Consider the following 21,768-nt stretch of genomic DNA (forward strand, 5'->3'; position numbering starts at 1 on the left):
GGGGGCGGGATGACAATCGACGCGACGGACCGGCGGATCGGCGCCGCCGGTCTGGTGGAGACCATCCGGGCCGAGCACGAATACCAGCGGGAAACGCTGTGCCTGATCGCGGCCCGCAGCATCGTGCACCCGCGCGTGGCGGCGGCCACCCAGTCGGTGTTCGCCAACATCACCACCGAGGGCTATCCCGGCGACCGCTACCACTCCGGTTCGGCCGGTGCCGACGTGGTCGAGCGGATGGCGGTGGACTCGGCGTGCGCGGTCTTCGGCGCCGCCTACGCGAACGTGCAGTCCCACGCCGCCAGCACGGCGAACCTCACCGTGCTGACCGCGCTGCTCGCCCCCGGTGACGTGGTGCTCAGCATGGACCTGGCCAGCGGCGGGCACCTCACCCACGTCAGCAGGCCGTCGGTGACCGGGCGGTTCTTCCGCGGCGTGTACTACGGCGTGCGCGCGGACGGCCGGATCGACCTGGCCGAGGTGGACGAACTGGCCGCCCGCCACCGGCCGAAGATGATCATCTGCGGGGGCAGCGGGTACACCAGGGGCATCGACTTCGCCGGGTTCCGGCGCATCGCCGACCGCCACGGCTGCGTGCTGGTGGCCGACATCTCGCACACCGCCGGGCTGGTGGCGGCCGGTCTCTACCCGAGCCCCGTGCCGCACGTCCACGTCACCACGCTCTGCACGCACAAGCAGCTGTACGGGCCCAAGGGCGGGCTGATCCTGTCCGGGCCGGACGCGCTGGTCCCGCCGCCGGGGCGCACCGAACCGCTGGCGAAGATCCTGGACCGCGCGGTGTTCCCGTACTTCCAGGGATCTCCCGACTTCGGCGCGATCGCGGGCAAGGCCTGCGTGCTCGACTGGGTGCGCACGGCGGAGTTCCACCGGCTGATGCGGCGGGTCCGCGAACTGGCCGACCTGCTGGCCCGGCGCCTCGAACGCGGCTTCGACCTGGTGTCCGGCGGTACGGACAGCCATATGGTGCTGGTGGACCTGCGCTCCCGCGGGATCACCGGCCGCGACGCCGAACGCGCGCTGGAGGCCGCGGGCATCCTGGCCAACCGCAACCGGGTGCCCGGGGACACCACCCCGGCCAGGGTCGCCGCCGGACTGCGCGTGGGTACGAACATCGCCGCGTACCGGGGGATGACCACGGCGGACTTCGACCGCTGCTGCACCGGGATCGTCGACGTGCTGGAGAATCCGGCGGCAGTGCCCGGGGTACGTGCCGAGATCGCCGAAGTGATGTCGCGGTACCCGCTGGAAGGGGCGCTGTGATGGAACGCGCGCATCCCCATTTCCCCCTGGTGTGCCACGGAACCAGCCCGGCCGCCAGCAGTGGTCACCGGCTGCCCCCGGCGCCCGCGCCGGTACTGCTCGGTGCCCTGCTCGCGCAGGCCATGGCGTACTCCGGTCCGCGCATGGTCACCGTCCGCACCGACATCGACCACGTGCTCACCCTGGACGGGAGCACGATCGCGGACTTCATCGCCACTGCCGCCGCGGTCGACTCGGCGCCGGCCTTCCAGGTGGCGCTGGACCCGGAACCCGCCGCCACCGCGCTCACCTTCGCCTTCTGCGAGGAGTTCCGGATCGAGTGCGCCGGGCAACCGCGCGATCCCGCGGCGCTGGACCGGATAGCCGCGCACTACCTCACCTTCCTGCACGCCGCGCTCGCCGATCCGAACACCGAAGTGTCTCAAGTGGACTACCGGACCCCGGCGGAGAAGCAGGTGGCCGCCGAGCTCAACGACACCGCCCGTGATCTGGTGCACCCGGCGTGCCTGCACGAGCTGTTCGAGGCCGCGGTGGACCGCGACCCGGACGCGATCGCCCTGGTGCAGGGCGAAACCCGGCTGACCTTCGGTGAGCTCGACGCGCGCGCGAACGGCCTGGCCGCGCGCCTGCGCGGCGAGCGGATCGGGATCCTCGCCACGCTGAGCGTGGAGTTCGTGGTGTGCGCGCTCGCGGTGATGAAGTCCGGCGCCGCCTACGTCCCGCTGGACCCGAAGCTGCCGGAACAGCGACTGCGCACGCTCTTCCGGCTCGGGCACGTCTCGATGCTGCTGGCCGATCCGGCCTACGCGGACGTGGCCGGGGAGCTGACCGATTCCTGGCTCCCCGTACCGGACGGCGTGATGAGCGGGGAACGCCCGCGTGCCGGGGTCACCGGCACCGATCTGGCGTACTTGATCTTCACCTCCGGATCGACGGGTGAGCCCAAGGGCGTGCTGCTGGACCACGTCGGCCGGGCGAACCTGATCACCGACCTCAACCAGCGCTTCGGCATCGCTCCCGGTGACCGGATGCTCGTGGTGAGTTCACCGAGCTTCGACATGTCCGTCTACGACCTGTTCGGCACGCTCGCCGCCGGGGCGACGGCGGTGCTGCCGCAGCGGGGGTGCGAGCAGGACGTGGACCACTGGGCGCGGCTGATCACCGAGGAACGCGTGACCCTCTGGCACTCGGTGCCGTCGGCGCTGAGCCTGGTACTGAACCTGCTTCCGTCGCCTGTGGACAGTGTGCTGCGGTTGTTCCTGGTCGGCGGCGACTGGATCCCGGTGGACCAGCCGGAACGGGTGCGCCGCGTGTTTCCCGGGGCCGAGTTCTACAGCCTCGGCGGGGCGACGGAGGTGTCGGTGGACAGCGTGATCCACCGCGTGCCGCCGGGGCGGCGGTACCCGCGGGCGATCCCGTACGGGCGGCCGCTGGCCAACCAGACCGCGCGCGTGCTCGACCGATACGGCCGCGAGGCGGCGCTCGAACTGCCCGGCGAGCTGGTGCTCGGCGGTGTCGGCGTCGGGCGGGGTTACGACCGGCGGCCCGAACTGACCGCCGAACGCTTCCCGGCCGACCCGTTCACCGGCGGCCGGATGTACCGGACCGGCGACGCCGCGCGGCTGGCGCCGGACGGCACGATCGACCTGCTGGGACGGCTGGACCAGCAGCTCAAGCTCGACGGGGTGCGCATCGAACTGGGGGAGATCCAGACCGCGATCGAGGCGGACCCGCGGGTGCGCGAGGCCGTGGTGGTGCCCCGCCGCGACGATTCGGGCCGCGCCGTCGCGCTCGTCGCCTTCGTGGTGCCGGACGGGAATCCGGGCACGCTCCTGGACGAGCTGCCGGAGCGGTTGCGGGCGGTGCTCCACCGCTCGTCCGTGCCCGGCGAGTTCCGGCTGGTCGAGCGAATTCCGTTGAACGCCAACGGGAAGGTCGACCGGACCGCACTGGCGAACCTGGCCATCCCCGAACCGACGGAGTCCGAAGTGGACGAGTACGCCGAAGCGGTGGCCCAGGTATGGACGCAGGTGCTCGGCCTCGCCGAGCCGCCGGCCGCCCACGAGCGGTTCGCCGCGCTGGGCGGCGGGTCGCTCGCGGCGACGCAGGTGGTGAGCCGCCTGCGCCGCCGCTTCGACGCGGACCTGTCGGTGCGGGACGTGCTGACCAAGGCCACCGTCGCCGGGGTCGCCGAGGTGCTGCGCGTCAGGAAGAACGGCGCAGCGCCCGCGTGACGATCCGGGCGAGCGCGGTCAGCCCCTCGCCCTGCCACATCGTGTAGTGGTTGCCGGGCACGGTTTCCGCGGTGACCTCGGCGCACATCCCCGTCCAGTCCATGCCGGTCGACGGTGATCCCGCGCCCTTGATGGTGACCATCGGCCCGGGGTGCCCGCCGCGCGGCTGGTAGCTGTGCAGCGCGATGGTGTTCGCGCGGTGCACCGCGTACCGCCGCGTCAGCGTGCCGAGATCGAGTTCGGCCGGGATGACCCCGTCCGCGGAGAGCGTGGCCAGCGCGCTCTCCACGGACTCGTCGGTGATCACCAGTTCGGCCAGCGCCGCGTCCAGCACACCGTGGTCGGCGAAGGGATCGGCGCCGGTGAGGTCGATGGCGAACCGGCGCAGCAGCGACTCCGCGTCCGGCATCGGCTCGGGCATCGGTACCGGGGTGTCCACGGTGATCAGCAGCGGTGGCGGGCCATCGGACCGCCGGGCCATCTCGTACCCGATCACCCCGCCCATCGACCAGCCCAGCAGGGCGAACGGCTCGCCCGGCCGTTCCGCGGCGATGGCGGCCAGGTACAGCTCCGCCAGTTCACCCACCGAGCAGAGCGGTTTCTCGTCCTCGTCGTCGAAGCCGGGGGCCTCGACGCCGTAGACCGGCCGGTCCGCGTCGAGCAGCGGGACCAGCGAGAAGTACGAATACGCCGAGCCCGACGCCGGGTGCAGGCAGTAGAGCGGGGTTCCGGCGCCGGACGGGCGCAGCGGGATGAGCGGCTCAGGCTCCATCTGCCGCCACCTTCGCCGGCGCGAGCTGCTCGTCGATGACCGCGGCGATCCCGCGCACGGTCGGATTGCCGAACAGCCTGCGCAGCTTGAACTTGATGCCGAACGCGCGGTTGAGCCTGCTGACCAGGCGCAGCGCCTCCAGCGAGTTCCCGCCGCTGTCGAAGAAACTGCTCGCCGCCCCGATGCGCTTTTCGCCGAGCACCTCGGTGAACACCTCCGCCACGGTCTGCTCCGTCGCTGTCCGCGGAGCCAGGAACTCCTCGGCCGCGTCCGGTTCCGGATCGGGCAGCGCGGCCCGGTTCACCTTGCGCGCCGCGGTCAGCGGCATCTTCTCCAGCACCACCCACGCGGTGGGCACCATGTACTCCGGCAGCCGGTCCAGCAGGTGCACCTTCAGCTCCGCCGCGGTCGGCTCCCGCCCGTCGGCCGGGGTCACGTAGCCGACCAGCCGGGGCGCGCCGCGCTGGTCGGGCCGCAGCGCCACGGCCACCGTGCCGACGTCCGGGCTGGCCAGCAGCGCGGCCTCGATCTCCTCCAGCTCGATCCGCAGCCCGTGCAGTTTGACCTGGTTGTCCACCCGGCCGACGAACTCCAGCTGGAGGTCGTGGTTCCAGCGGACCAGGTCGCCGGTGCGGTAGACCCGGCCACCGGGGTGGAACGGGTCCTCGGTGAACGCCGCCGCGGTCAGCTCCGGCTGGTTCAGGTACCCCCGCGCGAGCCCCTCCGGGCCGCCGATCAGCAGTTCGCCCGGAACCCCGCGCGGCACCAGCTCACCGGCTTTGTCCACAATGTACATCCGGCGGTCCGGGAACGGCACGCCGATCGGGGGCGCGGCCTCGCAGAACCCCGGCGGGCACTCGTAGGCCGTGCAGCCGACGGCCGCCTCGGTCGGGCCGTAGACGTTGATCAGCCTGCGGCCGTCGGTGTTCCACTTGTTGACCAGTTCGGCCGGGATGGCCTCGGCCCCCATCATGATCTTGCGCAGGTCCGGGTAGGGCCCGGCCTCGACCAGCGACAGCATCGCCGGCGACATGCACGCGTAGGTGGTGCGCTGGTCGCGCATGAGCTGGGCCAGCACGTCGGGCGCGGTGCCCGCCTCCTGGTCCACCAGCACGATGGTGGCACCGGCGCACAGCCCGGCGAAGATCTCGCCGTGCGACATGTCGAACGACAGCGCCGCCAGCTGCAGCATCCGGTCCTGGGGCACCAGGTCGAACACCCGGCGGTAGGACTCGGCGAACGACATCAGCGCGCGGTGCTCGACGAGCACGCCCTTGGGCCTGCCGGTGGACCCGGAGGTGTAGAGCACGTAGGCCAGCGAATCGCGGCCCGCCCACTCCGGCATCGGCTCCCGCGCCACGGCGGCGACCGCCGTCCACGCACCGTCCACTTCGGTCACCTGCCACGGCCCGGCCGGGATGCGCTCGCGCACCCGGGACTGGGTGAGCACCAGGGGAGTGGCGGTGTCTCGCAGCATGTAGTCCAGCCGGTTCGGCGGGTTGGCCGGATCGAGCGCCACGTAGGCGACCCCGGCCTTGAGCACGCCGAGAAAGGTGACCAGCGCGTTGAGGTCGCGCTCCATCGCCACGGCCACGATCTGCCCGGGGTGGACCCGGCCGGCCCGCAGGTACCGGGCCAGTGTCTCGGCCCGGCGGTCCAGTTCGCCGTAGGTCAGCACCTCGCCCTGGAACACCGCGGCCGGGTGGTCCGGCTGCTCGGCGGCCTTGGCCGCGACCACCGCGTGCACCGGCTCCGGCCCGTACTCCAGGAACTCACCGCGGCCGGCGTCCAGCAGTTCCGCGCGTTCCGATCCGGCCAGCAGCGGCAGTTCCGACAGCGGCCGGTCCGGTTCGGCGCAGGCCCCGGCCAGCAGGTGCTCCAGGTGCCCGGCCAGCGCCTCGATCCGCCACCGGTCGAACAGGTCGGCCGAGTACTCGATGACCAGTTCCAGCCGGTCGGACAGTTCGACGAAGTTCATCGCCAGGTCGAACCGGGACACCGGGTTGGCCTGGCCGACCGGTTCGGCCCGCAGGTCCGGCAGGTCGAAGTCGGTGGCCGACAGGCGGCCGTCGATCAGCTGCAGGCCGACCACGAAAAGCGGGTTGCGGCCCAGGTCGCGGGTCGGCTGCACCCGGTCGACCACCAGCTCGAACGGGGCGTCCTGGTTGTCGTAGGCGTCCATCACGTGGTCGGCCACCTGCTCCAGCAGGTCGCCGAAGACCGGGTCGCCGGAGGTGTCGGCCCGCAGCACCACCATGTTGGTGAAGAAGCCGACCAGCTCCTCGAAGTCCGGGTCGGTGCGGCCGAGCGTGGCGATGCCGATCGGGATGTCCTCCTGCCCGGTGTACCGGGTCAGCAGCGCCGCCGTCGCCGCGGACAGCAGCATGAACATCGACACCCCGCGCTCTTTGACCAGGTTCCGCGCGGCGGGCAGGATCTCGCCGGACAGCGTCACGCTCAGCAGGCCGCCGACGAAGCTCTGCTCGGCCGGGCGGCTGCGGTCGGCGGGCAGGTCCAGTGCGGGAAGATCGGCCAGCCGCTTCGCCCAGTACTCGAGCTGCGCCTCCAGCCCGCCGTTCGTCTGCAGTTCGCGCTGCCGCGCGGCGAAGTCCGCGTACCGCAGCGAAGGCGGCTCGCGGTCCAGCGTCTCGCCCTTGGCCAGCGCGGCGTAGGTGGCCGCCAGCTCGGCGTTCATCAGCCCGTTCGACCAGCCGTCGGTGATGATGTGGTGGAACCGCTGGGACAGGATGTGCTCCTCGGGCCCGAGCCGGAACAGCGTGTACCGGTAGAGCGGGCCGGCGGTCAGGTCGAACGGGGTGTCCACGCGTTCGGCGAGCAGTTCGTTCGCGGCCGCCTCGCGCGCGCCGGGATCCAGCCCGCTCAGGTCGATCACCTCCAGATCGACCTCGGCGGGCGGCGCGGCGAGCAGGTAGGGCGCGCCGTCGTCGACGTGCACGGTGCAGCGCAGGGACTCGTGACGCCGCACGATGTCGCTGAGCGCGGCGCGCAGCAGCTCCGGGCGGAGCGCACCGGTGAGCCGGTGGTTGGCCGCGGTGTTGTAGGTGGACCGGTCCGGGGCCAGCTGGTCGAGGAACCAGAGCTGCTCCTGGCCGAAGGACAGCGGGAGCCGTTCGCCGTTCATTCTGCTTCTCCAACTTCGTGAGGACGATCGGTGAGGCGGGCGAGCACCGCGGCCAGCCAGCGCGCCCGGCGGGGCATGGTGCCGACGAGCACGTACTCGTCCGGGCCGTGGGCACCGCCGCCTTCGGCGCCCAGTCCGTCCACTGTGGGCACGCCGAGCGCGGAGACCACGTTGGCGTCGCTGACCCCGCCGACCGCCAGCTCGCCGGGTTCCCAGCCGTCGGCGGCCGCGCAGGCGCGGGCGAGCTCGGCCAGCCGCGCGGCTCCGGGGCCGCGGTGCAGGGGGCCGCGGTGCACCCCGCCGGTGACGGTGATCTTCGCGTCCGGGTGGTGCGGGGTGCGGGCGCGGACGGCCGCGTCGACCCGCTCGCCCGCCTCGGCGGTCCAGAACCGGGTTTCGAGCTGGGCGGTGGCCCGCGCGGCCACCACGTTGCGGCCGGTGCCGCCCCGGACGGTGCCGAGGTTGACCGTGGTGCCCTCGTCCAGTCCGCTGAACCCGGCCAGTTCGCCGAGCTGCGCGGCCAGTTCGGTGATCGCGTTGACGCCGCGGTCGAAGTCGAGCCCCGGGTGGGCGGCCACGCCGGTGACCTCGACGTCGTAGAAGCCGATGCCCTTGCGCGCGGTCTTCATCGCGCCACCGGGCCCGCCCGGCTCCAGCACCAGCGCGCAGGCGCTGCGTTCCGCCTCGGCCACCAGGAACGGTTCCGAGCCGGGACTGCCCAGCTCCTCGTCCGCGTTCAGCAACACGGTCAGGTCCGGTTCCGGGGTGCGCGGCAGCAGCTGCCGCAGTGCTTCGACCAGCTGCACCAGCCCGGCCTTCATGTCGAACACGCCCGGCCCCCTCGCGCGTCCGTCGTGGACGGTGAACGGGCGCCGGGCCAGCTCGCCGACGCCGAACACGGTGTCCACGTGGCCCAGCACCAGCACCGGCCGCTCCTGGCGCCCCCACCGGGCCAGCAGCACCGGGGTGCCGTTGGCCGCGGTGTGCCGGTCGAGCCGGGCGCCCAGCGCGGCGAACTCCGCGCCGACCACGTCCTGCACGGCGTGGCAGCCGAGCGGGTGGTCGGCCGGGGACTCGATGGAGACCAGCCGGTCGAGCAGTCCGATCACGATCCGTTCCTCCGCTCGGTCCAGGCGGAGGCGTACAGGCCGCACAGCTCCGCTTCGGTGAACTCGCGCCGGGTGTTGCGCAGCACCGGCTTGAACGCGGTCGCGAGCGCGGCCAGCCGGGGCAGGTCCGCGTGCGGCACGCCGTACTCGGCCAGCGGACCGGCCACGCCGAGCCGGTCGCGCACGGTGGTGAACGCGTCGGCCAGGTCGGGCGTGCCGGCGAGCAGGCGCCCGAGTTCGGCGCAGCGGTCCGGCGCCACCACGGCGAGCGCCCGCAGCGCCGCCGGCGCGACCAGCGCGTTGGCCCGGCCGTGCGGGATCCGGTATTCGCTGGTCAGCGGATAACCGAGGGCGTGCACCACGCCCGCGTTGGTGTTGGCCATGGCCATGCCCGCGGTGAGGCAGCCGGTCATCAGCCGGAGGCCGTCGCGCAGGCCGGGCACCATCGCGTCGCGCAGGATCTCCACGGCGAGGCGGGCGCACACGTCGCTGTACGCCGTCGCCGCCCGCGCGAGGTAGGCCTCGATCGCGTGCAGGAGTGCGTCCAGTGCGGTGTCCGCGGCCACCCCGGCGGGCAGCGTGGCCAGTGCGTCCGGGTCGGCGAGCACCAGTTTCGGCGCCAGCCACCGGCCGCTGACCGCGAACTTGCGGCCGGTGCCGTCCGCGATCGTGGCGTGCCGCGAGAGTTCGGCACCGCTGCCGGGGGTGGTGAGCACGGCGACCACCGGAACGCCGGGCGCGGTGAACCGGCCCAGCCCCTCGTAGTCACCGATCTGTCCGGAGTGGACGGACAGGCCGGCGGCGGCCTTGGCCGCGTCGATCGTGCTGCCGCCGCCGACCGCGACGATGCCGTCGTGCCCGTCCAACTCGTCGCGGCACCGGTGCACCACCTCGGTGTCCGGGTCCGGCCGCGCCCCCGACCACAAACGCGGCCGCAACCCGGCGGCCTGCAGGCAGGTGACCACCCGCCCCGGCCAGCCGGCCGCGGTGACCCCGGGATCCGCGACGACCAGCGGCCGCAGCAGGCCCAGCGCCGACACGCTCGCGCCGACCTCACCGAGCGCGCCCGCGCCGACGCGGATCTCCGGCAGTTCCCTGGCTGACCAGGTACTCAGTGTGCCGACAGCCATCGCAACACCGCCGCGTTCACCGTGGCCGGGCCGAGTCCGTACCGCTCCAGCATTTCCTCGTACTCCGCGGTCTGCGCGCAGTACTGGTCGGGTACGCCGAAGCCGAGCACGGGGGCGGGGTGCTCCGCCAGCACCACCCCGGCGACCGCCGAGCCGAGCCCGCCGATCCGGTTGTGGTCCTCGTAGGTGACCAGCAGCTCGCTGCGCCGCGCCTCGGCCAGGATCGCCGCGCGGTCAAGGGGTTTGAGCGTGTGCACGTTGACCACGCGCGCGCGGACCCCGTTGGCCGCCAGCAGGTCCGCCGCCGCCAGCGCCATCGGCACGATCTGGCAGCCGGTGGCCAGGATGCTCACGTCGGACGGTTCGTCCCCGGTGTCGCGCAGCACGACCACCTCGCCGATGCGGAACTCGGCGGGAGCGTCGTGGACGGCGGGTGTCGGCCCCCGGCTGGCCCGCACGTACACCGGGCCGGGATGCGCCGCCGCGGCTTTCACGGCCAGGTAGGTTTCGTACGCGTCCGCCGGGGAAAGCACGGTCATACCCGGCATCGCCGTGGTCACCGCGATGTCCTCGACGCACTGGTGGCTCGGTCCCGCGTACCCGCCGGACAGGCCGGTGTAGTAACCCACCAGCTTGACCGGGGCGCCGTTGTAGCAGACGTCCAGCCGGAGCTGCTCGCAGCCGCGCATCGTGCCGAACACCGCGAAGGTGTTGACAAAAGGGACCTTCCCCCGCATCGCCAGCCCGGCCGCGATGCCGATCTGGTCGGCCTCGGCGATGCCCGCCTGGAGGTAGCGGTCCGGGAACTCCTTGTCGAACGGCACCGCGGGCAGGCCGAGGTCGTTCTCCACGGAGAAGACCCGGTCGTCCTCGCGGGCCAGCTCCAGCTGCGCGCGGCGCGCGGTGACCCGGCTGGACAGGCCGTATTCGGTGTACCACTCGGACAGTGCGGACAACTCGGCCATCACGTACCTCCCCGTCGCACGGCCGTGGTGAACATCGCCGCGGCGTCCTCCTGGGACACCGGGACCGGGTTGAGCGACAGGTGGAACTTGTCCGCCATCATCTTCGCCACCAGATCCGGGACGTGTGCTTCGGTCACGCCCAGCTCGGGCAGCCCCGGGATGGGCAGCGCGGCCACCAGCTCCCGGACCGCGGCCACCGCCGCCTCCCCGGACCCACCGGCACCCAGGGCGCCGGCCAGCGCGGCGAACCGGTCCGGCAGGTGCGGTAGGTTGAATTCCATGCCGTCGGCCAGGAACAACGCGACGCCGACCCCGTGGTGCACGTCGAACATCGCGTTGACCGCGTGCGCGAAGGCGTGGTCGACCGCACCGCCGCCCTTCATCGAGATGCCGGCGGACAGGCTGCCGGTCATCATCCGCTCGCGTGCGTCGAGGTCGGAACCGTCGGCGACCGCTTCGGGCAACGCCTTCGACAGCGTCGAGACGGCGTAGAGCGCCATGGCGTCCGCGAGCGGCTGGCGCTCGGCCGAGACGTACGCGCCGATCGCGTGGGCCAGCGCGTCGATCCCGGCCGCCGCGGTCGCGCCGGGCGGCAGGGTCAGCGTCAGCTCCGGATCGCACAGCGCCACCTGCGCCGGCGTGGCCACCACGTGCATCTTGAACACGCGGCGGCTGTCGGTGATGATCGCGCCCGCCACCGCCTCGCTGCCGGTGCCCGCCGTGGTCGGCACCTGCACCAGTGGCGGCACGGGCGCGGTGACCGGTCGGGCGCCGTCCTCGAAGTCGATGATGCTGCCGCCGTGCGAGACCACCACCGCGGCCGACTTCGCCACGTCCAGCGCGCTGCCGCCGCCGGCGCCGAGGAACCCGTCGCACCCGTTGTCCCGGTAGGCCTGCGCGGCCGCGTCGACCTCCACTTCGGACGGATTGGTGCGCACCCCGGTGAACATCGTGCAGGCGACCCCGGCGTGCTTAAGCGAGGTGAGCACGGGATCGAGCACGCCCGCCGCGACCACCCCGGGGTCGGACACCAGGAGCACGTGCCGCACGCCGAGCCCGGCGAGCGCGTCCCCGGCCAGCCGGGCCGCTCCCCGTCCATAGTGGACCTGCGGGACCAGGTGGAAGAACTCAGACACCGGCGGCCACCGCCTTCTGGTTGAGCCTGCCGAACCCGCTGACCGTCCAGTCCAGCACGGTGAGGATGTCGAACACCGGCACCGGCAGGTCCGGCCGCAGGTCGTCGAGCACGGCGGGCAGCATGGTGCACTCGCAGACCAGCGCGCCGATGTCGGGCTCGCGGGCGAGGAACTCCAGGATCACCCGCCGCAGGTCCTCCCGCAGTTCCGCGTGCAGTTCGGCGTCGGCCTCCTTGGTCGCCAGGAACCGGCGCCACGACTCGTACTCGCCGACCCCGGCCACGCTGACCGGGAACTCCGTGCTCGACCAGCCGCACGCGGTGAAGTTGTGCTCGCCGACCGCGTCCGGGAAGAAGGTCAGCACCCCGATGCGGGTACCCGGGGTGATCATCCTGGCCACCACGGGCACCGCGACCAGGCTGGAGAGCACCACCGGGGTGCGCACCGCGGCCGCGACCTCCTGCTGCAGCAGGGCCATCAGGCCGCAGTTCGCGGTGATCACCCGGACGCCCTGCCGTTCGAGTTCGCGGGCCGCCTCCACGTAGAGCGGCAGCAGCGCCTTGGCGTCCTCGGCGGTGCGCGGCGTTTTCGCGCCGCGTACCACCATCCGCCGCACCGGGTACGTCCAGGTCCGGTCGTTGACCATGCAGCCGGGGACGTCGGCCATCTTGCCCTCCAGCATCAGGATGCCCAGGGTTTCGGTCGGTGCCGTCACGGTTGCCACCTCCTTGTCTCCTCCTCGACGGCGGCGACGACGCTGTCCACGTCCAGTCCGCACCGGCGCAGTTGTTCTTCGTAGGAACCGATTTCGTGGGCGTACTCGTCCGGCATGCCGAGCATCCGCACCGGCACCGGGGCTTCGGCGGCGACCACCTCGGCGACCGTGCTGCCGACCCCGCCGATCGTCGAGTGCTCCTCGACGGTGACGATCAGGCCGGTGCGCTGCGCCGATTCGACCAGCACCGCGCGATCCACCGGCTTGACCGAGTACAGGTCCACCACCCGCGCGCCGATACCGCGCGCGGCCAGGCAGTCGGCGGCGGCCACCGCGGTGGCCACGCTGGTCAGCCCGGCGGCCACGATGGTCACGTCGTCGCCCTCGCGCAGCACGTTCGAGCCGCCGACGCGGAAGTCCGCGCTGTCGTCGTAGACCTGGTCGGTCGGGTCGATGCCGAGCCGGAGGTAGACCGGGCCCTGGTACCGCGCCGCGACCCGGGTCAGCCGGTAGGCCGCGACCGCGTCGGCCGGCGCGAGCACCACCATGTTCGGCATGGCCCGCGCGATCGCCAGGTCCTCACCGCAGTGGTGCGTTGGCCCGGAGAACCCGGCCACGATGCCGGTGAAGGTACCGGCGATCTTCACGTTCGACCGGTGGTAGGCCAGTTCCAAGCGGACCTGCTCGCAGGCCCTGGTCAGGGCGAACCCGCCGAAGGTGTTGACGAACGGGATCTTGCCGCGGGCGGCCATCCCGGCCGCCGCGCCGACCAGGTTCGCCTCCGCGATGCCGAAGTCGTGGTACCGCTCGGGGTAGCGCTCGGCGAACGGCTCACCACCGCAGTCGCCGAGATCGCCCTCGATCGAGGTGACCCGGTCGTCGGCGTCGGCGGCGTGCAGCTGGGCCAGGCGGCAGGTGTCGATGGCGGACAGGCCGTGCCGCCGGACCCAGTCCGCGCTGCCCGGTTCGATCCGGGTGACGGTGCCGGTCATGCGCGTGCCTCCCCGGCCAGTTCCGCGAGCGCCTGCCGGTACTGCTCCGCGGAGAACTTCCCGTAGTGCCAGGTGTGCGTGTTCGAGGTGAACGACAGGCCGTGGCCCTTCTCGGTCCGCGCGATCACGCAGCTGGGCCGTCCCGGCGCGAACGGCACCCGGTGCAGCGCGGCGCTGAGCTGGGTCAGGTCGTGGCCGTCCACTTCGGACACCTGCCAGCCGAAGCTGCGCCACTTGTCGGCGAACGGCTCCAGCGCCATGATCTCCTCGGTCGGGCCGTCCTCCTGGAACCCGTTGCGGTCCACGACCACCACCAGGTTGTCCAGCCCGAAGTGCGCGGCGGACATGGCCGCCTCCCAGATCGAGCCCTCCTGGCACTCGCCGTCGCCGAGCACGACGAAGGCACGGCCGGGATTGCCGTCGTGCCGGTTGGCCAGCGCGATGCCGACCCCGACCGGCAGGCCGTGGCCCAGCGAGCCGGTGGCCCACTCGACCCCGGGCACCGCCCGCGACGGGTGCCCGGCCAGCCTGCTGCCCGGCTGCTTGTAGGCGGCCAGCTCGGAAACCGGGAAGAAACCGCGTTCGGCCAGTGCGGCGTACAACGCGGCCGAGGCGTGGCCCTTGCTGTAGATCAGGTGGTCCCGGTCGTTCCACTGTGGATTGTCCGGGTCCACCCGCAGCACCTCGTCGAAGTACAACACGGTGAGGATCTCGGTCGCCGACATCGAGCCGCCGACGTGCGCGCCGGGACTGGTGGTGGCCAGTTCGGCGATGTGGTGCCGGATCCGGTTGGCCAGTTCGGCCAGCGGCCGTGTTCCGGTGGTGGTCATACTTCCTCCGTATCGGTTCACCAGGTGCACCGGCCTCACCACAGCCGGCTCGCGGTTTCCCACGGCTCGGCGTAGTCCAGGCCGCGGGCGTAGGTGATCAGCGCGTCCCGGTGCGTCATGACCTTGGTGAAGGCGTCGGCGTAGGCCTCCACGGCCGCCGGGTCGCGCAACGAGGCCATGCACAGCCTGCTGCCCGCCAGCACCGTCCGCTGGATCACCGCGAGCGTGTTCGGGAACTCCTCCTGCCGGTACTCGACCGGCTGCGCGTGCCCGCAGGTCCACGGGCAGCCCTTGCCGTACCCGCTCCGGGTGCGGAACAGCGCCTGGCCGGGCAGCGGGCGGTTCTGCCACATGGAGACCGGCGCGCCCTCGGCGGCCACCGCGTTCTGCACCGCCTGCCGGAACAGCCCCGGCGGCAGGTCGACCCCGGCCGCCTCGGCGTCGAGGGTGATGCGGAAGTGGTGGTAGACGTGGGTCCGGTCGGCCGGGACCGCCGGCGGGCGCACCCCCGGCAGCTCGGCCAGCCGCGCGGCCAGCCGCTCCGCCCCGGTCTGGACCTCCTTGGTGTACCGGTCGAGCCGGGTGAGCTGGCTGCGCGCGATCGAGGCCAGCACCGGCCCGATCCGGTAGTTGAACCCGATGGTGTGCGCGTTGTACTCGCGCTCGTTGTCCGGGCCGATCTGCTCGCCGAACATCTTCACCGCGTCCGCGCGGTTGCGCAGCCCGGGGTCGTCGGTGGTGAGCAGCCCGCCCTCGCCGGCGGTGGGCAGGTTCTTGCCCGCCATGATGCTGAACGCGCCCACGTCGCCGAGCGAACCGACCGGGCGGCCGCGGTGGGTGGCGCCGTGTGCCTGCGCGGCGTCCTCGATCACCGCGAGTCCGTGCTTGGCGGCGAAGGCGAGCACCGCGTCCATGTCGGCGGGCAGCCCGTGCAGGTGCACCACGATGATCGCCTTCGTCCGCGGCGTCACCACCCGCTCCAGCTCGGCCGGGTCCAGGGTGAAGGTGACCGGGTCGATGTCGGCGAAGACCGGGATGGCCTGGTGGTGCAGCACGCAGCTGGCCGAGGCGAGAAAGCTCAGCGCGGGCACGATCACTTCGTCACCGGGCCCGACCCCGACCGCGGCGACCGCCGCGTGCAGCGCCGCGGTCCCGCTGTTGAGCGCCAGGCAGTGCCGCACCCCGACGTGGTCGGCCCACTCGTCTTCGAGCGCCTTGACCTCGGTGTTGTTGTACCAGCTGAGCTTGCCCGACCGCAGCGTGGCCGCCACCGCGTCGATGTCGGACTCCTCGATGTCGGGCCACCCGGTCTCGTCGATGCCGCCGGGGATCAGCTGCGGGCCGCCGAGCACGGCCAGTCCGCCGGCGGCCATCAGGCGGCTCCCGTGGGCAGCAGCTGCAGCTGGCGCGCCACCTTCTTGTCGGTGAGCACCTCGCAGCCGGTTTCGGTGACGCGGACCGTTTCGCTGAACCCGACGTGCCCGTTGAGCTCCGGCACGATCAGCGAGGGCACCAGGTGGAAGACCATGTTGGGCCGCAGCACGGTCTCGTCGCCGGGGTGCAGGTTCATGATGTGGCTCTCGTTCCAGCCCGGCGGGTAGCAGACGCCGATGGAGTAGCCGGTTTCGTGGGTGTGGTCACCGAACCCGTGGCTGAGCATGGCCTTGCGGCAGGCGTCGTCCACCGAACCGGAGGTGGCGCCGGGCGCGATCGCGTCGATCGCGTGCTGGAGGCCGTCGATCACCGCGGTGGCCCGGTCGCGCACGCACGCGGGCGGGTCGCCGAGGTAGGCGGTGCGCATCATCGCCGCGCTGTAGCGCTTGACGCAGCCGGAGAACTCCAGGAAGACGATGTCGTTCTCGCGCAGCTCGCGGCCTTCCCAGGTGCCGTGCGGCAGGCCGGAGCGCTCGCCGCTGATCACGTACGGCGGGCTGCCCGGGTACTCGCTGCCGTGGGCCAGCGTGGCGCGGTACACCGCGGCGGCCACCTCGTTCTCGGTGGCGCCGACGCGCGCGGTCTCCAGCGCCTCGACCATGCCGGACATGGCCGCGTTGGCCGCGCCGCGGATGTAGTCGATCTCGGCGGGCGACTTGATCAGGCGGCACGACTCGACGATCCCGCTGCCGTCCACCCAGCTCGCGCCGGACAGTTCGGCGACCAGCCTGCGGTAGGTGCGGATCGGGAAGAAGTAACCGCTCTCCTCGATGGACAGCGTCTTGCCCTGGATGCCGAGGCTCTTCACGGTGCGCGCGGTGACCTCGATCGGGTCCTCGCCGACACCGTAGTTGACGAAGCGCTCCAGCCAGGACAGCCGTTCGATGTTGATCTTCTCTTCGATGTAGGTCAGCAGCAGCGGCTCGCCGTCGAGCGGCACCAGCAGCGTCTGGTACATGTAGTAGCCCAGCGTGGTGTAGCCGGTCAGGTAGTAGATGTTCTCCGGCACGCTCACCAGCGCCAGGTCGATGCCCCGCTCGGCCATGCGCTCGCGCACCGCCCCCAGCCGCCGCTCGTACTCGGCCAGCTCGAACGGCAGGTTCTTGTTCTCCCGCATGTGATTCCCCTCGTTTTCCTTGGACAGGTCAGTCCGGCTTGGACAGCTCGGTCACCGTCGACCGCGGGCCGTCCCACCGGGTGAAGCGGTCTTCGCGCCATTCCCACACCCAGCCGGACCGGCGCCGTCCGCCGTAGGGCGCGACCGGGCTGCGGTCGCGGTGGTCGAGCCAGGTCTGGCCGCGGTGCACCGCGCCGTGGCTGCGGGCCAGCCGGGCGGGCACCCAGTCCGGTCCGCCGTAGACGGTGGCGCTGAGCCCGTACGGCGAGTCCTCGGCGAAGGTCACCGCCTGGGCCGCGTCGGCGACCGCGACCACCGGCAGCACCGGGCCGAAGGTCTCCGCGCGCACCACGTCCATGTTCTGGCGGACGCCGCTCAGCACGGTCGGTTCGGCCGGTGTCCCACCGAAGTGGACCCGCGCACCACCGGCGACGGCCGCGTCGATCTGCCCGCGCACCCGTGCTTCGTCCGTTGTGGACAGTGGGCCGATCCAGGTCTTCTCGTCGTCCGCGTTGCCCACCGGCAGCGCGGCGGCCGCGTCGATGAGTTCTTCGACGAACCGGTCGTGCAGGCGCTCGTCGACGTAGATGCGTTCCGGTGCGGTGCACGCCCGGCCGGAGTTGTAGGTGCCCGCCGCGGCCACCGCTCCGGCGGCGGCCGCGAGGTTCGCCCCGCGCAGGACCAGGAACGGGTCCTTGCCGGGTCCTTCGAAGAGCACCTTGGTCCCGCTGAGCCGGGCGGCTTCCTCGTGCGGCAGCATCCAGTCGTCCGAGCCGAACACCAGCAGCGCGCCGACCTCGGGATCGGCGAACGCGCTGCCGAGGAACCGCGAACCGGGCTCGTCGTGCGGTTCGATGGCCGTGCCGAAGGCTTCGCGCAGCAGTTCCACCACGGCGTCCGCCCATTCCTTGCGCCGCCGGGGAAACCGCAACCGCACGTGGTTGCCCGCCAGGTAGGCCGACCCGGCGGCGGCGACCGGATTGCTCAGGATCGCGTTGCCCGGCAGCGCGAGCGCCACCGTTCCCAGTGGGCCGCGGCCGGCCAGCGCGGACGCGAGCCCGTCGAACGCGGCCAGCCTGCGGGCGGCGAGTTCGATGTCCGCCCGGATGACCCGCCGGGGAAACCCCAGCGCCGCCAGCGCGATCTCCTCCAGTTCCGCCGACCGGGCCACCACCGCGCGGTGCAGTTCCCGCACCGCCGCGAGCCCGCGGTCCAGGTCGGTCACCGCGCCACCTCCCCGAACCGGGCGGCGGAGAACCGGCGCAGTGCGACCTTGTCGATCTTCTGCGTGGCGGTCAGCGGCAGCCGGTCGACCAGTTCCAGGTAGCGGGGGAGCTTGAAGGTGGCCAGCCGCTCGATGCACAGGGTGAGCACCGCGGCGGCCGACACCGAGTGGCCGGGCACCGGCTCCAGGTAGAGCATGATGTCCACTCCGCCGACCTCGGCGGGCACCCCGACCGCCGCGGCCCGGCGCACCCCGGGGAAGGATTCGGCGACCTGCTCGATCTCGGCCGGGTCGATGTTCTCGCCGCGGCGGCGGATCGAGTCGGTGATGCGGCGGACGAAGCGCAGCTCCCCGTCCGCGCCCCGGGCGATCAGGTCGCCGGTGCGGTACCAGCCGTCGTCGAAGGCGGCCGCGGTCAGCTCGGGCGCGCCGAGGTAACCGCCGAACATCGCCGGATTCGGGCCGACCTGCAACTCGCCGACGCCGCGGCCGTGCACCTCGCCGTGCGGGCCCATGATGCGGAACCTGATGTGCGGCAACGGTTTTCCGAGCGTGCCCGGCATCGACTCGCCGGAGGTGCCGCACAGCACGGTGTTGGTCTCGGACATGCCGTAGCCCTCGAGCGTGGGCACGCCGAACCGGCCGGTGAAGTGGGCGGCCACCGCCGGGGTGGCGCCCGCGCCGTAGGCCAGGCGCAGCCGGTGGCGGCGTTCGACAGCGGACTTCCGGTGCGCGCACAGGACCGCGAGCATCTCGCCGAGGTGCCGGAACACCGTGGCGCCGGTGGCTTCCGCCTGCGCCCAGAACCGGCTGCCGCTGAACCGGGGGACCAGCGCGACGGCCGCGCCCACCGCCACCGCGGTGGTCAGGAAGGACAGGCCGGCCATGTGGTGCAGCGGCAGCACGTGCAGCAGGACGTCCTCTTCGGTCAGGCGCAGGCGCCCGGCCATGTGCCCGGCCGGGGTGAGGAAGCTGGCGTGGGGGAGCAGGCAGCCCTTGGGCCGGCCGGTGGAGCCGGAGGTGTAGAGCACCACGGCCGGGACCGCGGGATCCTCCTGCGGTGCCACCTCGTTCTCGGCAGTCAGGTGTCCGATGTGGACTGTCGGACGGCCGGTGTCGAGGGCGCGGCCCAGCGGCAGGATCACCAGCGCCGGGTCGGCGTGGGCGATGAGCGAGGTCAGTTCCAGGTCGGTGAGCCGGGGGTCCAGCGGCACCAGCGTGGCGCCGATCGACGGCACGGCGAAGAAGAGGTGGACCAGTTCGGGCTGGTTGGGCAGCACCGCGACCACCCGTGAACCCGGCAGGACGCCCCGCGCGGACAACGCGGCCGCCAGCTCGCCGGCGCGCCGCCACGCCTGGGCGTATGTGGTTTCCTCGCGGCCGGAATCCGTTGCCACGACGAGGAAAGGACGATCCGGGAAGCGCCGCGCGGTGTCGGCGAGCAGTGCGGGAACGGTCAGCATGGCGGCCGCCTCAGCACGTACCCCGGCCACGTGCCGGTGGTGAGGAAGTCGACGATCACGTACCCGCGGTCCAGGTAGGCGCGGAACAGCTCCCTGGTGCGGGTACGCCAGTCCTGTGCCAGCGGCAGATCACCGCGTTTGAGCTCGGCCAGGCTGGGCGGGATGGGCAGGAACAGGTTGTCGCTGTCCACGTCGGGATCGGTGGCGGCGATCCGGGGGAACCCGGTGCGCTCGTCGGCGACGACCTGGCTCACCGGCACGGCCAGGCGCGGCGTGCTCCAGTGCGACGGCCGGGGATGGCGGCGCAGCCACCACTCCACCACCAGCCGGTCGGTTTCGAGCCCGGCGTTGAGGCCGTCGAAGGTGCCGTAGAGATTGACCCGGTAGGACCGGGCGATCCCGCCGAGGCGCCGGATGTTCAGCGCCGCGTTCACCCGCTGCAGCGGATCGAAGGTCCAGGTGATCACCTCGATGCCCCTGGACAGGCCGTCGGCGCGCTGCGCTTGCTTGAGCCGGTAGCCGATGCCGGAGTTCCGGAAGCGCTCGTCGACCGCGATCATGATGGAGCACAACCGGAGGCGGCCGTCGGGGCCGAGCCCGGCGAAGGAGTAGGCGAAGCCGGCGAGCTCGCCGTTCTCGGCGAAGGCGCCGAACACGTGCCCGCCGTTTTCCTGCGCGGTGAGCATCGCCACCACCCGGTTCCCGCCGATGTCGGCCGGGCCCCAGATCCGCTCCTGCAGTTTCTCGCACTGCCGGTACTCTTCGACGGCTTCGAGTCGCCGAATCGTTGTGGTACCGCCCACCGACCGGGTCGGGGACGTCAGAAAACCAGTATTCGTCATAGCGCCGGATTCCCCTCGTGCCGCACTTCGCGCTAACCGGATCGGCGCCGAACGCCTTGCCCCCAAGTGCATTCCGGCTACCCCTGTTGGCTGCCCGCCAGGCAGCCTGTGGTCGAGCAATCTAGCAGGGGCGCTGGTCGCGGTGTCAATGTTTTAACCCGGCGTCGTCGAACGCAATTTCTGATGGGTTGTTAAGCAGGCGTCACCGGTGGCGGTGGCCCGGATAGCGGTGTTTTCGCTGGGTGGACAGGTTGTCCCGGAATTGCAGATCTTGTGCTGATCAGGAGTGATCTTGACCGCCGAACGCGGTGTTCCACTGGGCCGAAATCACGGGCTGTGCCGTGTTGATGGCGTGGCGTTTCCTAGCCAGGCTAAGTTCTCGTCTTTACCGAGAATGTGCATAAGAATGGCCGTCCGCTCTACCATTTTTCGCTGCTTCGACATATTCTCGCGTCGTGTTGAACCCGGTGTGGCTCCGCACGTTGGGGGCAGTCGTCGAACTCGGCTCGTTCGCCGATGCCGCACGCCTGCTGGGTTATTCGCCGTCGGCGGTGTCCCAGCAGATGAGCAGGCTGGAGCGGGCGATCGACCGGCCGCTGTTCAGCCGGGACAGAAGGGGGGTGGTGCCGACTTCGGCGGCGATCAGGCTGGCGGAACGGGCGACGCCGTTGCTCGACATGCTGGCCAACCTGGACCAGTCGGAGGACGCCGGTGGCGGGGTCACGCAGTTGCGCATCGGTGTCTGCACCGACGCGCTCCGCTACGCCCGGCCCGCGCTGCGGCGGCTCGCGGACAGCGGTGCGCCGCTGTCGCTTTCGCTGACCACGCGCGAATCCACCGTGCTGGTGGACGAAATAGCGGCCGGTTCGCTGGACGTGGCGCTGGTGTGCCGGTACAACCTGGTGCCGCGCACCTGGCCGGGGCAGGTGGCGACCTGGCCGCTGGCCGACGAACCGCTGGCGGTGCTGGTGCCGTCCGGGCACCCGGTCGCGGCGCGGCCGTCGGTGACCTTCGCCGGGTTGCGGGACGAGTGGTGGGTCACCGGCCCCGAGACCGGGGACGAGTTCAGCCACCTGCAGCGGTCGTGCGCGACCGCCGGGTTCTCCCCGCGCGTGGCCGCGCGGGCCGAGGATCGGGACACCGCAAGGGAACTGGTGCGGGCCGGGGTCGGCGTGACGCTGGCGCCGGCGGCGGTGGACCCGCCGCGGGGGCTGGTGGCGGTGCCGGTGACCGGGCCGGCCTGCCGCCGGATCGAGGTGGTGCATTCGGTCGCGGACAATTCCGCCGCGACCGTCGGCTTCGTGCTGTGCCTGCGCGAGAGCGCACGACCGTCCACTTCGGAGGGACGCGGAATCGCAGCGCTCGGAGGACAGTGAGGATT

17 protein-coding genes are annotated in these 21,768 nt (G+C 72.2%); 3 read left to right on the top strand and 14 right to left on the bottom strand.

Annotation, left to right across the window (positions count from 1 at the left end):
• Positions 1 to 9 precede the first annotated feature (9 nt).
• Together glyA and JYK18_RS45030 are read left to right on the top strand one after the other, a co-directional pair.
• Entirely contained in the window at positions 10 to 1,281 is a 1,272-nt protein-coding gene (gene glyA, locus JYK18_RS45025) for a serine hydroxymethyltransferase (protein ID WP_206810410.1), read from the top strand.
• Positions 1,281 to 3,515, top strand: a complete 2,235-nt coding sequence (locus tag JYK18_RS45030) for a non-ribosomal peptide synthetase (RefSeq protein ID WP_206810411.1) — start codon at positions 1,281 to 1,283, stop codon at positions 3,513 to 3,515. The genes glyA and JYK18_RS45030 overlap by 1 nt, the downstream gene beginning before the upstream one ends.
• Here JYK18_RS45030 and JYK18_RS45035 read toward each other — a convergent pair.
• From JYK18_RS45035 to JYK18_RS45100, 14 genes are read right to left on the bottom strand one after another with little or no spacing between them, the layout of a single operon-like run.
• Positions 3,487 to 4,287 (bottom strand): alpha/beta fold hydrolase, encoded by an 801-nt coding sequence (locus JYK18_RS45035; protein WP_206810412.1) that lies wholly within the window; start codon positions 4,285 to 4,287, stop codon positions 3,487 to 3,489. The genes JYK18_RS45030 and JYK18_RS45035 overlap by 29 nt on opposite strands.
• Positions 4,277 to 7,429 (bottom strand): non-ribosomal peptide synthetase, encoded by a 3,153-nt coding sequence (locus JYK18_RS45040; RefSeq protein WP_206810413.1) that lies wholly within the window; start codon positions 7,427 to 7,429, stop codon positions 4,277 to 4,279. Before JYK18_RS45040 ends, JYK18_RS45035 begins: the two co-directional genes overlap by 11 nt.
• On the bottom strand, positions 7,426 to 8,538 hold the full coding sequence (locus JYK18_RS45045) for a M20 family metallopeptidase (RefSeq protein WP_206810414.1): 1,113 nt from the start codon (positions 8,536 to 8,538) through the stop codon (positions 7,426 to 7,428). The genes JYK18_RS45040 and JYK18_RS45045 overlap by 4 nt, the downstream gene beginning before the upstream one ends.
• A complete protein-coding gene (locus JYK18_RS45050) occupies positions 8,535 to 9,668 on the bottom strand; it encodes an iron-containing alcohol dehydrogenase family protein (RefSeq protein ID WP_206810415.1) in 1,134 nt (377 codons plus the stop codon). Before JYK18_RS45050 ends, JYK18_RS45045 begins: the two co-directional genes overlap by 4 nt.
• Positions 9,650 to 10,633: a transketolase family protein gene (locus JYK18_RS45055; RefSeq protein ID WP_206810416.1), complete on the bottom strand. Its 984-nt coding sequence runs from the start codon at positions 10,631 to 10,633 to the stop codon at positions 9,650 to 9,652. Before JYK18_RS45055 ends, JYK18_RS45050 begins: the two co-directional genes overlap by 19 nt.
• Positions 10,633 to 11,769 (bottom strand): iron-containing alcohol dehydrogenase, encoded by a 1,137-nt coding sequence (locus JYK18_RS45060; protein ID WP_206810418.1) that lies wholly within the window; start codon positions 11,767 to 11,769, stop codon positions 10,633 to 10,635. Before JYK18_RS45060 ends, JYK18_RS45055 begins: the two co-directional genes overlap by 1 nt.
• Positions 11,762 to 12,484 carry a hypothetical protein gene (locus JYK18_RS45065; RefSeq protein ID WP_206810419.1) on the bottom strand — a complete coding sequence of 241 codons (723 nt, stop codon included), beginning with the start codon at positions 12,482 to 12,484 and terminating at the stop codon, positions 11,762 to 11,764. The genes JYK18_RS45060 and JYK18_RS45065 overlap by 8 nt, the downstream gene beginning before the upstream one ends.
• Positions 12,481 to 13,476 carry a transketolase family protein gene (locus JYK18_RS45070; protein ID WP_206810420.1) on the bottom strand — a complete coding sequence of 332 codons (996 nt, stop codon included), beginning with the start codon at positions 13,474 to 13,476 and terminating at the stop codon, positions 12,481 to 12,483. Before JYK18_RS45070 ends, JYK18_RS45065 begins: the two co-directional genes overlap by 4 nt.
• Positions 13,473 to 14,306, bottom strand: a complete 834-nt coding sequence (locus JYK18_RS45075) for a transketolase (protein WP_206810421.1) — start codon at positions 14,304 to 14,306, stop codon at positions 13,473 to 13,475. The genes JYK18_RS45070 and JYK18_RS45075 overlap by 4 nt, the downstream gene beginning before the upstream one ends.
• Before the next feature lie 35 nt (positions 14,307 to 14,341).
• Complete coding sequence (locus JYK18_RS45080; protein ID WP_206810422.1) at positions 14,342 to 15,679, bottom strand: DegT/DnrJ/EryC1/StrS aminotransferase family protein; 1,338 nt, start codon at positions 15,677 to 15,679, stop codon at positions 14,342 to 14,344.
• Positions 15,679 to 16,857, bottom strand: a complete 1,179-nt coding sequence (locus JYK18_RS45085) for a Xaa-Pro peptidase family protein (protein ID WP_206810423.1) — start codon at positions 16,855 to 16,857, stop codon at positions 15,679 to 15,681. The genes JYK18_RS45080 and JYK18_RS45085 overlap by 1 nt, the downstream gene beginning before the upstream one ends.
• A gap of 28 nt (positions 16,858 to 16,885) precedes the next feature.
• Positions 16,886 to 18,082 carry an aldehyde dehydrogenase family protein gene (locus JYK18_RS45090; protein ID WP_206810424.1) on the bottom strand — a complete coding sequence of 399 codons (1,197 nt, stop codon included), beginning with the start codon at positions 18,080 to 18,082 and terminating at the stop codon, positions 16,886 to 16,888.
• Positions 18,079 to 19,545: a class I adenylate-forming enzyme family protein gene (locus tag JYK18_RS45095; RefSeq protein WP_206810425.1), complete on the bottom strand. Its 1,467-nt coding sequence runs from the start codon at positions 19,543 to 19,545 to the stop codon at positions 18,079 to 18,081. The genes JYK18_RS45090 and JYK18_RS45095 overlap by 4 nt, the downstream gene beginning before the upstream one ends.
• Positions 19,539 to 20,348: a GNAT family N-acetyltransferase gene (locus tag JYK18_RS45100; RefSeq protein ID WP_206810426.1), complete on the bottom strand. Its 810-nt coding sequence runs from the start codon at positions 20,346 to 20,348 to the stop codon at positions 19,539 to 19,541. The genes JYK18_RS45095 and JYK18_RS45100 overlap by 7 nt, the downstream gene beginning before the upstream one ends.
• A gap of 494 nt (positions 20,349 to 20,842) precedes the next feature.
• Between JYK18_RS45100 and JYK18_RS45105 the strand changes: the two genes are divergently transcribed.
• On the top strand, positions 20,843 to 21,763 hold the full coding sequence (locus JYK18_RS45105; protein ID WP_206810427.1) for a LysR family transcriptional regulator: 921 nt from the start codon (positions 20,843 to 20,845) through the stop codon (positions 21,761 to 21,763).
• Positions 21,764 to 21,768 lie beyond the last annotated feature (5 nt).

Origin of the sequence: Amycolatopsis sp. 195334CR, assembly GCF_017309385.1 — a bacterium.
In the GTDB taxonomy this organism is placed as follows: Bacteria; Actinomycetota; Actinomycetes; order Mycobacteriales; family Pseudonocardiaceae; genus Amycolatopsis.

Coding starts and splice junctions, on each gene's coding strand:
- JYK18_RS45085 (WP_206810423.1), bottom strand. CDS start 16,857: ATGCGGGAGAACAAGAACCTGCCGTTCGAGCTGGCCGAGTACGAGCGG.
- JYK18_RS45030 (WP_206810411.1), top strand. CDS start 1,281: ATGGAACGCGCGCATCCCCATTTCCCCCTGGTGTGCCACGGAACCAGC.
- JYK18_RS45095 (WP_206810425.1), bottom strand. CDS start 19,545: ATGCTGACCGTTCCCGCACTGCTCGCCGACACCGCGCGGCGCTTCCCG.
- JYK18_RS45035 (WP_206810412.1), bottom strand. CDS start 4,287: ATGGAGCCTGAGCCGCTCATCCCGCTGCGCCCGTCCGGCGCCGGAACC.
- JYK18_RS45055 (WP_206810416.1), bottom strand. CDS start 10,633: ATGGCCGAGTTGTCCGCACTGTCCGAGTGGTACACCGAATACGGCCTG.
- JYK18_RS45050 (WP_206810415.1), bottom strand. CDS start 9,668: ATGGCTGTCGGCACACTGAGTACCTGGTCAGCCAGGGAACTGCCGGAG.
- JYK18_RS45080 (WP_206810422.1), bottom strand. CDS start 15,679: ATGGCCGCCGGCGGACTGGCCGTGCTCGGCGGCCCGCAGCTGATCCCC.
- glyA (WP_206810410.1), top strand. CDS start 10: ATGACAATCGACGCGACGGACCGGCGGATCGGCGCCGCCGGTCTGGTG.
- JYK18_RS45070 (WP_206810420.1), bottom strand. CDS start 13,476: ATGACCGGCACCGTCACCCGGATCGAACCGGGCAGCGCGGACTGGGTC.
- JYK18_RS45075 (WP_206810421.1), bottom strand. CDS start 14,306: ATGACCACCACCGGAACACGGCCGCTGGCCGAACTGGCCAACCGGATC.
- JYK18_RS45040 (WP_206810413.1), bottom strand. CDS start 7,429: ATGAACGGCGAACGGCTCCCGCTGTCCTTCGGCCAGGAGCAGCTCTGG.